Here is a 13,611-nt window from a genome sequence, read left to right on the forward strand (position 1 = left end):
GGCTACAGCGTCACCATGGTCCAACTACAGCCATAGCCCTGCTGTAGCCCTACAGGGTTACAAGGTTACCCGGCGCGGATAGACGCGAGCTTTTTCAGCGCTGATAATGGCCCGAATCTGGCCAACCGCTTCATCAAGCCGGTCGGCATGGTTGATCACCACGTAATCAAAGTTGGGCAACTGGGCCAACTCGTCGGCCACCATCGCCAACCGGCGCTCAACCTCGGCGGGTGATTCGGTGCGGCGCAGCATCAGCCGGTGGCGCAGCTCATCGAGCGAAGCCGGCGCAAGGAAGATAAACACCGCTTCAGGCGCGAGCCGCTTGATCGTCGCTGCGCCATCGACATTGATCCGTAAAATAACATCGCGCCCGCTGGCCATTGCCTGCCGGATCTCGAATTTAGGAATGCCCTTATACTGGCCGTATACTTCAGCCCATTCGAGCAGCTCGTCGTTATCGATCATCTCACGAAAGCGCTCGGTAGAAACAAAATGGTAATCAACGCCGTCGATCTCACCGGGCCGTTGTGGCCGGCTGTTCGCAGTCACGACAAAATGGAAGGGGAATCCCAACTCGCGCATCCGCATCAGCACCGAGTCTTTGCCGACGCCAGACGGGCCTGAGATCACTACGAGTAGCGGTTGCGGCGGCTTACCTTGCAACACTGGATTAAGAACCTGTTCCATGCCTACGCTCGTCTTGTGGTATCCTGCCGGCGATAGGGCTGACACCGTATGGTGCAACGATGTATTTTGATGCTCTAACGTTAACGGCTGTCGTCGAAGAACTGCGTGCAACGCTCCTCTTTGGGCGGATCCAGCGCGTGGTCTTGGTTAGGCCGCTCGTCATCGGCCTAGAGGTCTACGCCCATGGCCAGCGCCGTTATCTGTTAGCGTCGGCCGAAGCACAAGCAGCGCGGATTCATCTGGTGAGCCAGCGCCTCAGCCGGGGCGTTGACGGCGAACCGCCCTTTCTGCTCTTAATGCGTAAATATCTGCTCGGCGGTCGCATTGTAGGCATTGAGCAACCGCCATCCGAGCGGATCGTTTTGTTCAGTATAACGAAAGCGGCGGAGTCGTGCAAACCACCGGTGAGCGCCGATGAACTAGCCGATGACGAGCTAGATGATGATGAGACGGCGGATGAGGCGGCATTGTTGCGCTGCGATCTGATCGTCGAACCGCAAGATCGGCGCAGCAACATCATCTTGGTTGATGATAACAACTTGATTCTCGATGCGATCAAGCGGGTGACGCCGCGCATGAGCAGCCGGGTAATCATGCCGCGACGGGTGTATGAATTGCCGCCAACGCCAGCCAAGCGTGATCCATTGCGGGCTACTGCCGCCGAGATCGAAGTAATACTAGGGCCGGGTGATCCGGTCAAGGCATTGGTGAACGCTTACCGCGGCATCTCGCCACAGGCTGCGCGCGAAGTGTTGGCGCGGGCTTGCGGCGCAGTACCGGCGACCGGGCAAGGCTTACCGGCCTACACCATCGCAGCCCGGCTGCGTGAAATCGTGGCCGAGCCGCCGGCCCCGCATCTGGTGAGCGATGCGAACGGGCCGATCGCCTACGCGCCATACCGGCCATTACACCTGCCCGGTGCCGTGGCGATGCCGAGCATGAACGCGGCGCTAGAGGCATTTTACGCCACCCACCAGCAACCGTTGGGGCGCGACCAGCGCCGGGCCGACCTCGCGGCGCGCTTGCAAGCCAGCCGCGAGCAACTGGAGCGGCAACGCGAACAGATTGTGGCTGAACTTGCCCGCGCCAACGAGCTGGATCGGCTGCGCTGGGAAGGCGAGATGATCTTCGCCTTTCTACATCAATTGCCACGAGGCGCAACCGAGCTGGTGGTGGAAGGGGAGCGAATTGCGCTCGATCCCAACCGTCCGCCGGTCGAACAGGCGCAAGAGCGGTTCAAGGCGTATGACAAAGCCAAAAGTGCCTGTGCCATCTTGCCCGCACGATTAGCCGAGACCGAAGCGCGGTTAGCCGGATTAGATCAATTATTGGCGCTATTGGCAGTCGCCGATGACGCCACCCAAATCGACTTGATCGCCGCCGAAGCAGAAGAGGCCGGCTACCTGCGCCCGTCACCCACCCGGCGTCGCTCGCCGCGATCACGCCCGTTGCAGGTGCGTTCGAGCGATGGCTTGCCGATCTACATCGGGCGCACTGCCCGCCAGAACGAAGAAGTGACCTTTCGCATCGCCCGCCCCACCGATCTCTGGTTGCACGCGCGCAACATCCACGGCGCACACGTGATCATCCGGGCCGAACATCCTCCCGAACGGACGATTGCCGAGGCTGCGGCCCTAGCGGCCTATTACAGCCAAGCGCGCGACGATGCAGCGGTTGAGGTTGACCTCTGCCGGCGCCGGGCCGTGCGCAAAATTCCCGGCGGGCCAACCGGGTTGGTCAGCTACCACCCTGAACGGACATTGCGAGTGAAGCCACAACCTTGCGGCGAAGTGGTACAAAAGTGGTAGACAGCGGCCCATGGTCTGTAGTAGTCTGAACTCAAACAACCACCGCGCGGGAAACCGCAGTGCCGATAGGAAGGAGCTGTCTGTGCCATACGTTATCACAGAGCCGTGTATTGGAACGAAGGATGCCTCGTGCGTCGCCGTCTGCCCGGTCGATTGCATCTACGAGGGCGAAGATCAGTACTACATCAACCCGGATGAGTGTATCGACTGCGGCGCATGCGAGCCGGAGTGCCCGGTCGAAGCGATTTTCGCCGACGACTCGGTGCCCGAGCAGTGGAAGAGCTATATCGAGAAGAACCGCAAGTTCTTCGGCGCGTAAGCAAGGGAGGGCGAAGGGGCCGATCGGTGCTCGGCCCCTTCGCTACCGCTCGTAAACATACACACCAATGAACAAACCATCCGTTACTGGCGCCAGCCTACTCGACGCGCTGCGGCTACCGCTCCCACGCTTGAGGGCGAATCAACCACCGACGACGGCAACCACACCGGCGTGGCAGCGTCAATTGCAAGCCATCGCTGAGGTGCAACTCGCCCGCTTTCCGTTTTTGATCCAAATGCGGGCTATCTGGCGGCTGCTACGCGAAGAACGGCCAGATTGGGCGTGGCTATTGCCGCTACTGGTAATCGTCTTCGTCCGCACTTACCGCCGGGAACGAGAGCGGATGCAGCAGCGATAATCACTCTTCGTCATTGATCCATTCGGGGTCGGCAACCAAATCGAAGCGCGGGATGATCGCCGTGAAATAGGCATTGTCCATCGTGCGAAAATAGTACTCTCCTTCCATCCAGCCGCGCGGCGACTTGAGAACACAAAAGCTCTGGTATTCATGCACCTCGCCGGAGTTGAGTAGTGGTTGCAAGCCAACCACGCCATCCCCCACCACCTCCAGTTCCTCACCAATCGAATCGTAAATCGTCCAACGCCGGCTCATCAACTGAGCGGCGCGGCGACTGATATTCTCGATCCGCACATCGTAGGCGAAGACAAAGCGTTGCAGCGGCGGAAACGAATGGCCCGGCAGATAGTGCGGGCGCACGCTAATGCGCATGCCTTCACTGAGACGGTAGTAAAAGGGTCGTCGCATAAGCAAACTGCAATGATAGTATGGCAGCAGAGGAACGGGATTGAAACCCGTTCCTCTATCATAGATACGGCCTTACCTACTTCAAATGAGTACGGAACCAGCTAATCTGCTCTTGAGCGGCATAAAGCTGGTTTTCCTGCAACCCTAGACCGTGCCCCTCAAAAATAAAGCGTACCATGCGCGCCGGAACACCGCGATTGACTAGTTGCAGATGTAAGTTCTCATTCTGCACGATCGGCAAGAAATCTTCGGTGCCATGGAAGGTCAACACCGCAGCTTTGACCTTATCGGCGCCGTAGCTCGGTGAGTCTTTCACATACTCGTTGAGCGCTTTGAACGGCGGCAACCCTTCGAGATACGGAGGCAGAATGACCGAGCCGAGCTTCCATTCGCTGATCACATCAATAAATGCACACTGCGGATTCGCAGCGGCATAAAGGTCTGGATGGCGCACAACACTCTGCAACGTGAAGTAGCCGCCATACGAACAGCCGGTAATGCCCACCTTGCCTTTAGATGTCCAGCCTCGGCTTATCGCCTGTTGGACGATCTCGGCCTGCTCGTCAATGTCGATCTGACCGAAATTCGCACTATCAACCAGCGAATTGTAGACCGCTGGTGTATAGCCATGGCGTCCGGCAACGGGTGTAATGAGCAGCGCAAAGCCGAACGAAGGCAACAAGGCATACGGGTTCTCGACGTTGGTCATCCACTGATTGATCATCGGCACGTTCGGCCCACCTTCCTGCCAAACGATCATACGCACATTCTTGGGTGGGAAGGGAGCATCAGCCGCTTGGATGAGCGTACCAACCCGAACTTGCCCATTACGGAGCGTAAACGTCACCGGGTCTTGACGCAGGTTGGCCTCAACCCGCAATTCTTCGTTTTGCCATGTGAGCCGCGCCAGCGCAGTGCCGTCCCAGCGCAGGCGGTAGATGTCAGGCGGATCGGTATACGAGGTGTAGGTAAAGACGATTTGGCGGGTGCTGCTGCTGGTCGCAACCACGTTAAAGTACGAGCCAGCGCGGTCAGCGAGATTGCGCAACTCGCCTGAGACACGGTTGTAGTAATAGGGATGGCGGTTACTTCCAACAACGCCACGCACGATAAGCTCATCGGGGCTAACAAAATCGGCAATACTGCGATAAACAACATCACCACCTGAGAGCATTGGATGCTCAAAGGTTTTGCTGAGGCGGAACTGGCCACTATTATCGCGGTCGTAGAACCGGAAGCTGGTGCGCGAAGAGAAGCGCGGGAGATAGACTGGATGGGTACGTCCCTTGAGGTACGCTGGATGGTGAGCTTTGATCAGCAACGATTGCCCACCGGGCGCCCAGTCGTGCGCTTCGAGGATCGGCGCACCGACTGTAGCGTCAGGCCGAATCACCTGTGTCTGGCCGCTAGCGAAGTCGATCACATACGTATTGTTATTCTGGATAATCGGATTTTGGCGCGGCGGCAGATTGCCGGTTGAGTCGCGATAAATCTCTTCGGAGAAAAGAGCACCGACATAGGAGCTGCGTCCTTCGGCATCAGGCACACCGAAAAACGACACGGCGGCAAAGGCCGAATCGCTCGTCCACGTCGCATTCAGCAAAGCCGAGGCGTAAGGAATGCTCGTCACGTAGCGTTCTTCACCGGTTGTAGCGTCGTAGAGAAAGAGGTTATACGGCTCGCGCGTCGCTTCAATTGCAGTACCATCGTTCTGTTGCTGGAAGAGAAAGCGATTCAGCAGATCAGGCCGGCGCTGGCGCAACTGATCGACCCGACGCTGGAGACGAGCCGGCAGCGTGAACTGATGCTCGCGAGTGGCGAACGGGATCGGTAAACCTATTGTGTAGCGTTTGGTGAACGGCTTGAATTCTGCCGACGACGATTCCTCGGCTGTAGGCGGCTCGCGCACGATGAGCCAATTGGTAAGATTGGGCGCAATCGAGACAATGCCAAGGTTCTCATCAGGCAGACCGACTTGAAAGGCATTAACTTCACCGCTAAATCGGTTGATGAACAGAGCCACAAACGCATCTTCAAGGCCTGTGGCGAAAAAGTTAACCGCCAGCACACCAAGCGTGCTCTCATCTTGCCAACTGAAGCTACCAACCCCAAAGAAGGGAAGTGGGACGAAGAAATCGAATGCCTCAGCGGCAATCGGCACGGTGTCGCCGGTGGTAATATCAAGGAACGCGAACCCTTCGTTCGAACTGATCAACACAGCGGCATCGTCAGGACTGATATCGCTGCGTGGAACTGGATATGAGACGTCGTTTTGTAAGCGATCGATCTTCGCAATCTCATCATCGCTGAGCAAATTGGGCGGCAGGTCTTTCTCATCACCGAACTGATTAACATTGACAATGTTGTTACGAATAGGCGCCGCAGTCACAGGTGCAACGAGACCAACTAGAGCGACCAAAACACCGATCCACCAGAGCCAGCGCGACCGTCGCATAGACGTACTCCTTACCATTGCAAAAAGGTGAAGACGCTACGTTTTGTATCATAGCAGATGGAAAGCCAAAATGGTATACTACAAAGTACTATATTCTTGCTGTAATAGTCACTTTGCTCGCGGTTGTGGTCACTGGTGCAGGATTGCTGAACGTTCGTATAGCAACCCGCTTGCGATAGGATGCGACAAGACAATTGCCGCACTTCTGAGTCGGGGTTGCAACTCATGCCGCAATCTATTATGACCGGTGATCGAATGGCACTCGTATGAACTGTAGTGAAGCACGCGCGCTGCTTGCCGCCGGCATCCGGCCCGGTTCGGGGTCAACAACCCAAGCGCTTCTGCACGATCATCTAGCCCAGTGCGCCACTTGCCGCGCGCTGGCCGAAGGAAGCGATCAGGCACTATTAGCAGCATTGCTCGCGACGCCGCTACCAGAACGTCCTCCAACGCGCAACTGGTCGATCCACCATCTCCTCTTTCTCCTGCTCGCCTTGCTCGCCGGCTGGCTTGGCTTTCAAACTGGCAGAGTAGTATTAGCAGGAATCACAATTAGCCAGAACATGACTGCAATGCAATTGCCCTCGCCAGCTATCACGGTAACGCCAGCAATGATGGCCATCGCAACACCGCTGCCAACCCCCATTCCCTCACCCTTACTATCGCTAGATCAACCCACGACAACCAGCGAAGCGATCGCTGTGGACGCCTCACCAACGCCAGCAGCGTTGGAGATAGCCGTTGCCGCATCGATAACGCCAATCCGTTTGCCGGCAATTGATGGCCGCGTGCCGGTGCCGACGCTGATGCCAACCGTTGGCGTTCGTCTGCCGGAGGACGATGCGATTCACATTCTGTTGCTGGGCAGCGACCGACGACCCGGTGAGAGTTGGGCCACGCGATCTGACGCCGTGATGCTAGTGCGGATCGAGCCATCGCAGCGACGGGTAGCACTGCTTTCGTTACCGCGTGATCTGATGGTTGACATTCCGGGATACGGGTATGGGCGAATTAACAGCGCGACGGTCTATGGTGAAATGAACCCAGCCATTGGCGGGGCTGAACTCGCCCGGCGGACAGTAACGAATCTGCTCGGACTACCGATTGATCATATCGTGTGGGTTGATTTTACCGGCTTTACCGCGGCAGTTGACGCCATCGGTGGGATTGAGGTTGAGCTTGAGCAGGCGATCTACGATCCGGCCTACCCGACGATGGATTACGGGATTACAACGGTCTACTTCCCGGCGGGGAAACAATGGATCGATGGCGCACAGGCGTTGATCTTGAGCCGTACTCGCCACGCCGACAGTGCCTATGCTCGTGAAGAACGCCAGCAGATGATTGCGTTGGCGATTGCCCGTCGAATTCGCGAACACGATCCGGTAAGGCAGGTTGAGCTGGCCGCGCACGTGACCACTGCGCTGCGCCCGCACATCCGCACCGATCTGAGCGCCGACGAGCTGTTAGGGTTGGCATGGTCGTTGCGCGAGGTTGACTTAGGCGCAATCGAGCGATTCGCACTAGGGCCGGACGACGTGTACGAAGGATTGATTGAAGGCGATCCATACGCATTAACGCCTCGTCCCGGTGCGATTGCGGCGCTGGTGCGGGATTTTGTGAACGGGAAGTAGAGGTAGCGGCTGAGATTAAGAGCCACTAAAAGACACAAAAAGTGATAGCGAGATAACCCTCACCCCAGCCCCTCTCCCGCCACGCGGGAGAGGGATGCGGTTTGCAGCACCAACGCAACGCGGGAGCGATGACGGCGCATTGCTCTTAAACACAGCAGTGTAGCAGCGAAATAGCCGCATTCCCGAAGGGTCGGCAGCACCCACTACCCCGCTCTTGCAACACGGGAGCAGGGTGCGGTTTGAAACAACAGGGCATGGATTACGGCGCATTGCTCTTAAACACAGCAGTGCGGCAGTAGAACTGCCACATTCCCGAAGGTTTAGGCGATATGAGTGCCGCCGCCGGCCAGCGCGTGGCTAATGCACGATGGAATACGGGCATCGGCAAGAATGACGCGCTGCACTCCGCCGGCCAATGCCTCTTGCGCGCCGAGCAGTTTCTTCTTCATCCGCCCGGCGGCGTAGTCCATATTGGCTGCGAGTTCGGTGCGCGGGATGTTGGTAATCAGCGACGCCTCATCGGGAAAGTTGCGCAGCAAGCCGGGCACATTCGAGAGCAGGATCAGCGTCTGCGCGCCGAGCGCGGCGGCGATGGCGGCGGCAGCACGATCACCATCAACATTGACCGCTTCGCCAACTGTGGAACAGGCAATCGGCGCCACCACCGGCAAATAGCCGGCGTCGAGCAGCATGCGCAAGAGCGGCGCATTGACCTGCTCGATCGTACCAGTCCAATCATCGCGCAAGATCATCTGGCGACCCTGCTCGATCACTCTGATGGTCGATTTCCGTTTGCCCTCCAACAAACGGCCATCAAGGCCGCTCAGGCCCAACGCCATTACTCCGCGCATTTGCAACCGCTCAACCAATTGTTTGTTGATCAAGCCAGCAGTCGCCATCAGAAAGATTTCGAGCGTGCGCCGGTCGGTATAGCGGCTCGTATGGCCGCCCGGCGAGGTAACAAACCGGGGTGGATGGCCGAGCGCCTCGGCCAACCGATTGGTCTGATCCGAGCCGCCGTGAACGAGTACCAGCCGCTCGCCAGCTTGCCAGCGCGCAGCCACATCGTCACAGAGTGCGTCGTAGTCGTTGCCGGCGCTGCCACCCACCTTAACCACTAACATCGCAGCTTCCTCCTTATTGCCGCATGCAAAGACAGAATCTCGCGGATAGCCGCATTCTCCGATTTCTCAGCAATTTCTCTGACAACTATCGTCGCAGAAATGGTATGATGCGCCTATGCGATTGATAGCTTGCCTTATTCTACTTCACTTCTTCATCCTCGCTGCTTGTGCGCCCGCACCGGCAGCAACGCCGACAGGAATAGCGACGCGCGAGGTCGTTAGCGCGCCTACGACAACCCCGTTACCGCTGCCTTCACCGACCCTACCGCCAGTGCCAACGGTGACACCGGCGCGGGCGGCGCAAGCCGTGCCGCCACCGGTGAGTGATACTGTAGCGGAAGCAGCGCCGCCAGCGCCAACCGCGATCCCAAGCACGCCGTCAACCCCCACACCGCGCCCGACCGGCACACCGCTGCGGGTTGGCATTCAGATCGGGCACTTACGTTCACATGAATTGCCTGACGAACAGGCGCACTTGCGCACCTCAACCGGCGCGCGCTGGAATGGGATCACGGAAGCGCAGGTGAACGAAGCAATTGCAGTGCGTGTTCGTGACATACTGGTCGTGGCGGGGGTGGAAGTTGATCTGCTGCCAGCCACTATACCGCCGGCGTATGATGCTGATGCATTCGTGGCAATCCATGCCGATGGTTCAGCGGAAGGGGCGCGGGGATGGAAGATCGCTACGCCGTGGCGCGCATCGGCAGCGAGCCGTGCATTACTCGCAGCAGTCGCCGCAACCTATGGCGTCGTGACCGGACTACCGGAAGATCGCAATGGCATTACCGTCAATATGCGCGGGTACTACGCCTTTAATTATCGTCGTCACACCCACGCGATTGCACGCACCACCCCGGCCATCATTATTGAGACAGGATTTCTGACCAATGCCGCTGACCGCGAGATTATCGTGGCACGTCCTGAGGTGGCAGCGCGCGGGATTGCCGAAGGGATTTTGCAATATTTGAACCAGCGCGATCCTAACGATGGCGCAGCATTGCTACCACCCGAATGGCCGATCCTCTACACCAGCGCTGAGACGATGGTGCGCGCCGGGCCAGCTGATACAGCAAAGCTGGTAGCGCGCGTACCGGCTGATAGCCGCATCTTTGTCTTCAATCAGGCAGGCGAGTGGTATGAAGCAATGGTGCGCGCCGGAAACGCGCGATACGTAGGTTGGGTGCGGGTCGATCAGACCCGCCCGGCGACAGCCAACGACAACCCAGCGCCGCCGCCCGCCGAACCGCCAGCGACGAATCCCTAACGCACGCGCGTTACCGCTGTACGATTGGCACATTCACCTGATACAACGGGCGGGCAGCGACCGGCGTCAGCGGATCACCCAGCACAAGAAACGTCCGTAACGACTCAGGAGCTTCGCCACTGGCGGCGAGATTAGCATAGCCGGCAGCCACAAGGTGGCCAAGCGGAGGGTACGGTTCAGCCGCCCAAAGCGCCTTGATAAAGCCAAGCAGCAACTGGCGATGACCGTAAGCAACACCGAAGCCGCTCGAACTCCACGTGGCAATCGCACCGCCGGCTGGGTTCAACAGCAATGCTTCATCGATTGTCGTACCACGGAAGGACGGATGCTGAAACGCACCGGTCAAACACGTCATACTCAGCACCACCGGCAGCGCCGGCGCGTTGCGTAGATCAGTCGCCGTATCAACGTGCAAAAGAAACGGATCAGTTATGCCAATCTGGGTAAACGCCCACTGAAACTGCAAGCCATGCCCGGCATAGACGAGCAAACCGGCTCCTTGGTTAAAGGCAGCAAACGCCTGCTCACGTGCTGTCGCAGCATCAGCAATACGCCCTACTGACCCAGCCGGATCGTAATAGATGCGCGTCGCACTGGTTTGGGCAGGCTGGAGAGCAATCGCTTCGTTGAGCAGGGCAGCAAAATCACCACTAGCATCAGGATTATCGGCAAGATAGACCGCGTGGCGCTGCCAAAGACCGCCACTCTGCTCGTAGGCAAGCAATTTAGCCACCACATCGCGCAATTCTGACTCAGATTTCACCGGCAAGCGGCCGATCCACAGATCGGGTTGAAACAGGCTCTCAGTAAGGGGGTCATCACCATCGAGCTGAGCAAAACAGGTCTCGCAGGCCGTTTCACCCAACCACGGATCGACCACCGCCAAGTAGGGAGGGATATGGCTCGTCCAATCATACCCCAGATAATTGCGCGGATCGGAACTGCCATCACCGACTAAGATAACCGCTTGAGGCTGGGATGGCCATGTGGCAGTCGCATAACGCAAAAACTGACGAATCGCGGTAGGATCCGGCTCGCCGCCACTCCAGCCGGCATAAATATCTTCAACCGCGATTGCAACCGGCGACCAACCTTGCGCTTGCCGGCGGGTCAACAGTGGTTGGAGCGCATCGAGAAACGCACGTGGGGCAATATAGATTGCCCGCGCATGGCGCGGCGTCGTGAGATTGATCGGCTGATGACGGACCACTGCTGGGGTGTGAAGCGTATCAGTTCCGGTAACCAGATAACGGCGCGGCACTGGTGCGTCGTCAGCGAAGGCAGTACCGGTGAAGGACAGACGCACCGGTTGCTGCGGGTCACTAATGTCATAGACGGCTGCGTCGGCAGCAGCGCCAGCTAACGGATAGGTGAAACGACCGGCTTGACCGCGAAAGATCGCCCCCTGTATGGAAAAGATCGGCTGGGCCGGCGCGTCGAACATCACTCGATCGAGATAGACCCGATCAACGCCGACAAGCGGGTCAAGCGTGAGCGTCATCGCAGCGGTTGGCGTAGGCAGAACGACAGTCGCGCGATACATCCCCGCTCCACTCCACTCGATAACCGTACTCCAATCGCTCGCCGTAGTAAGCAGCAACCGGTGGTCACCGTTATGTTTGACCAGCGTCGCCAATTCGAGCGTGAGGCTCATGGGGCCGCTGGCAGCGAGCGGTAGGGAAGTAGATAAAGTCACCGTCGTACTAACCGGCGAACCGGCCACTGCATCAAGCCGGCGATGAAAGAAGCGATCGCCATCGAAACCGGCCAGTGTCGACTCGTAGATGGTTGGTGGATCGGATGGCCAGACACCGGCGACACGGATCGTAGCCGGCTGATCGCCAGCTTGCGGCTGCACAGCGCGCGTCGCCATCAACGTAGTAGCGGTTGGTTCGACCGTCAGCCAATAGCGGTCGGTGGCCGACCAGCGCTCAGCGGGGGAAGGCGCGTAGAAGCGGAGGGCAGTCACAGTTGCGCCAATCGTAACAGCCTCCAATGGAAAGGTCAAACCGGCCCGTTGGAGACGCAAGCGATTGGGTTTAACAACGTTCAGATCAAGACCAAGCGCGCGTAGATCATCGGCGCTGATCTGCTGGACGCCTTCAGTAGTGACATCGATCGTCCATGCATCGCGCGTAGCCAACGGATCAGGCGCGGGCACACTGGCAAGCTGGACCGAGGAGCCAGCCACCGGCTTAAGCGACGCACCGGTGATCAAGGCCGTGAGACTCAGGGCCAAACGCGGTTCATTACCGGCCAGATATTGAGGAGAAATCTCGTAGATCGCCGAGCGCACGCCGCGGAGGGAACCCTCACCAATCAGGCGGAGCGGAGCCGAAGGCGGAGCAGGCGCAAACTCCGGCAACGGCAAGCGGAGTTCACCATCAATTTCCAGCGCCGGCAGCGCCGGTGTTGGCAACGGTTCGGCCAACGGCTGATCGTGCAACGTGCGGATGACCGGCACTGCCGGCGCACCGTCAGCTAGGTAGAGCAGAAACCGCTGCGGTTCGCGAGGACTGGCCAATTGCCAGCGCACCTCAACCCCGCCGACAACTGGTTGCAACACCAAGCCAGCAACCGGCTGCGCCAGCGTCACTGGCGCAGCCGAGGCAAGCAAAGCGGCCAAGACAAGGAAGTAGAGCAGAAAGCGCCGCATTCGACCCCAATTCCTAATGATACGAGCGCCGTTGCAGTAGCGCACCGAGGCCAATTGCCACTAATGCCAACCCAATGAAGGCCAAGAATGGACGGACAGGATTGGCCGCAGTTTGCGGCAGGATAGACGGTGGCGGAACCGGTGGTGAATTAATAATTACGCTGCTCGTGTTGTTATCGGTCGTAATCTCGCTGCTACTCGTGCGAACAAGAGCAGTATTGACACTATTGGACGGATTAAGCGGTGCAACAAGCTGCGCCGTCACTTGTACTACAATCGTCTCGCCGGGAGCAAGCGACGGTGTAGAGACCGTCACCTGATTACCGTCAGTATTGATATTACCGGCAGTCGTCGTCACGCCGATTAGGCGCAATGACGGCGGCAGTGTATCGGTCAGTGTGACATCGGTTGCTGGCGCGTTGCCAATATTGCCAATGGTCAGCGTGTAAACCACCTGATCGCCAACCTGCGCGACAGATGGTGACACCGATTTGGCAAGCGTCAGATCGGGCAGTGGTGGTTGCACCGTCGCGCTGCTCGTGTTGTTATCGGTCGTAATTTCGCTGCTGCTCGTGCGCGCCATCGCCACGTTCCGGTGATCCGGCGGCAGGGGAAGTGTAACTACAACAGCGCGGATCGTGATCGTGATCGTCTCCCCCGGCGCCACCACCGGTACGGCAACGCTGACCCGATTTCCGTCAACCTGTGCGGTGCCGACCGAAGCACTCGCCGCAAGTACGCGCGCGAAGGCCGGTAACGGATCATCAACCGTCACGTCAACCGCTGGCGCATTGCCGATATTGCGTAACGTCAACGTATACACAATCTCATCACCAATCTGCGCGACAGAAGGAGTAACCACCTTATCTAGCACAAGGTCTGCTATGGCACTCGGCGA

General features: G+C 58.4%; 11 protein-coding genes. 5 read left to right on the top strand and 6 right to left on the bottom strand.

The genetic code is table 11. The features are described 5' to 3' along the window. Positions 1–57 precede the first annotated feature (57 nt). Positions 58–687, bottom strand: a complete 630-nt coding sequence (locus Q1A59_RS08735; protein ID WP_298402661.1) for a guanylate kinase — start codon at positions 685–687, stop codon at positions 58–60. Between the two features lie 59 nt (positions 688–746). Here Q1A59_RS08735 and Q1A59_RS08740 point away from each other — a divergent pair, with 59 nt between their 5' ends. The 3 genes from Q1A59_RS08740 to Q1A59_RS08750 all read left to right on the top strand — a co-directional run bounded on the left by Q1A59_RS08740 (position 747) and on the right by Q1A59_RS08750 (position 3,172). Continuing rightward, complete coding sequence (locus Q1A59_RS08740; protein ID WP_299644825.1) at positions 747–2,495, top strand: NFACT family protein; 1,749 nt, start codon at positions 747–749, stop codon at positions 2,493–2,495. 82 nt (positions 2,496–2,577) lie between these two features. Beyond that, entirely contained in the window at positions 2,578–2,814 is a 237-nt protein-coding gene (locus Q1A59_RS08745; protein ID WP_298402664.1) for a ferredoxin, read from the top strand. 67 nt (positions 2,815–2,881) lie between these two features. Further along, positions 2,882–3,172: a hypothetical protein gene (locus Q1A59_RS08750; RefSeq protein WP_298402666.1), complete on the top strand. Its 291-nt coding sequence runs from the start codon at positions 2,882–2,884 to the stop codon at positions 3,170–3,172. Here the strand turns inward: Q1A59_RS08750 and apaG are convergent, their stop codons facing one another. Together apaG and Q1A59_RS08760 are read right to left on the bottom strand one after the other, a co-directional pair. Then, on the bottom strand, positions 3,173–3,580 hold the full coding sequence (gene apaG / locus Q1A59_RS08755; RefSeq protein ID WP_298402668.1) for a Co2+/Mg2+ efflux protein ApaG: 408 nt from the start codon (positions 3,578–3,580) through the stop codon (positions 3,173–3,175). It lies immediately after the preceding gene. 76 nt (positions 3,581–3,656) lie between these two features. Next, complete coding sequence (locus Q1A59_RS08760) at positions 3,657–6,035, bottom strand: S9 family peptidase (RefSeq protein WP_298490324.1); 2,379 nt, start codon at positions 6,033–6,035, stop codon at positions 3,657–3,659. A 266-nt stretch (positions 6,036–6,301) separates the two neighbouring features. Here Q1A59_RS08760 and Q1A59_RS08765 point away from each other — a divergent pair, with 266 nt between their 5' ends. Then, entirely contained in the window at positions 6,302–7,669 is a 1,368-nt protein-coding gene (locus Q1A59_RS08765) for an LCP family protein (RefSeq protein WP_299644829.1), read from the top strand. A 320-nt stretch (positions 7,670–7,989) separates the two neighbouring features. On the opposite strand, the gene Q1A59_RS08770 is transcribed toward Q1A59_RS08765, so the two are convergent. Next, entirely contained in the window at positions 7,990–8,793 is an 804-nt protein-coding gene (locus Q1A59_RS08770; protein WP_298402673.1) for a [LysW]-aminoadipate kinase, read from the bottom strand. Between the two features lie 115 nt (positions 8,794–8,908). Between Q1A59_RS08770 and Q1A59_RS08775 the strand changes: the two genes are divergently transcribed. Beyond that, on the top strand, positions 8,909–10,057 hold the full coding sequence (locus Q1A59_RS08775) for an N-acetylmuramoyl-L-alanine amidase (RefSeq protein ID WP_299644831.1): 1,149 nt from the start codon (positions 8,909–8,911) through the stop codon (positions 10,055–10,057). 10 nt (positions 10,058–10,067) lie between these two features. Here Q1A59_RS08775 and Q1A59_RS08780 read toward each other — a convergent pair whose 3' ends face one another. Then, positions 10,068–12,713: a C25 family cysteine peptidase gene (locus Q1A59_RS08780; protein WP_298402676.1), complete on the bottom strand. Its 2,646-nt coding sequence runs from the start codon at positions 12,711–12,713 to the stop codon at positions 10,068–10,070. Positions 12,714–12,726: 13 nt separating this feature from the next. Further along, positions 12,727–13,611 (bottom strand): DUF11 domain-containing protein (locus tag Q1A59_RS08785; protein ID WP_299644834.1); only part of this gene is annotated, 885 nt, incomplete at its 5' end.

The sequence above is a fragment of the uncultured Chloroflexus sp. genome (assembly GCF_937951745.1).
GTDB lineage: Bacteria > Chloroflexota > Chloroflexia > Chloroflexales > Chloroflexaceae > Chloroflexus.

Coding starts and splice junctions, on each gene's coding strand:
- Q1A59_RS08735 (WP_298402661.1), bottom strand. CDS start 687: ATGGAACAGGTTCTTAATCCAGTGTTGCAAGGTAAGCCGCCGCAACCG.
- Q1A59_RS08740 (WP_299644825.1), top strand. CDS start 747: ATGTATTTTGATGCTCTAACGTTAACGGCTGTCGTCGAAGAACTGCGT.
- Q1A59_RS08750 (WP_298402666.1), top strand. CDS start 2,882: ATGAACAAACCATCCGTTACTGGCGCCAGCCTACTCGACGCGCTGCGG.
- apaG (WP_298402668.1), bottom strand. CDS start 3,580: ATGCGACGACCCTTTTACTACCGTCTCAGTGAAGGCATGCGCATTAGC.
- Q1A59_RS08760 (WP_298490324.1), bottom strand. CDS start 6,035: ATGCGACGGTCGCGCTGGCTCTGGTGGATCGGTGTTTTGGTCGCTCTA.
- Q1A59_RS08765 (WP_299644829.1), top strand. CDS start 6,302: ATGAACTGTAGTGAAGCACGCGCGCTGCTTGCCGCCGGCATCCGGCCC.
- Q1A59_RS08770 (WP_298402673.1), bottom strand. CDS start 8,793: ATGTTAGTGGTTAAGGTGGGTGGCAGCGCCGGCAACGACTACGACGCA.
- Q1A59_RS08775 (WP_299644831.1), top strand. CDS start 8,909: ATGCGATTGATAGCTTGCCTTATTCTACTTCACTTCTTCATCCTCGCT.
- Q1A59_RS08780 (WP_298402676.1), bottom strand. CDS start 12,713: ATGCGGCGCTTTCTGCTCTACTTCCTTGTCTTGGCCGCTTTGCTTGCC.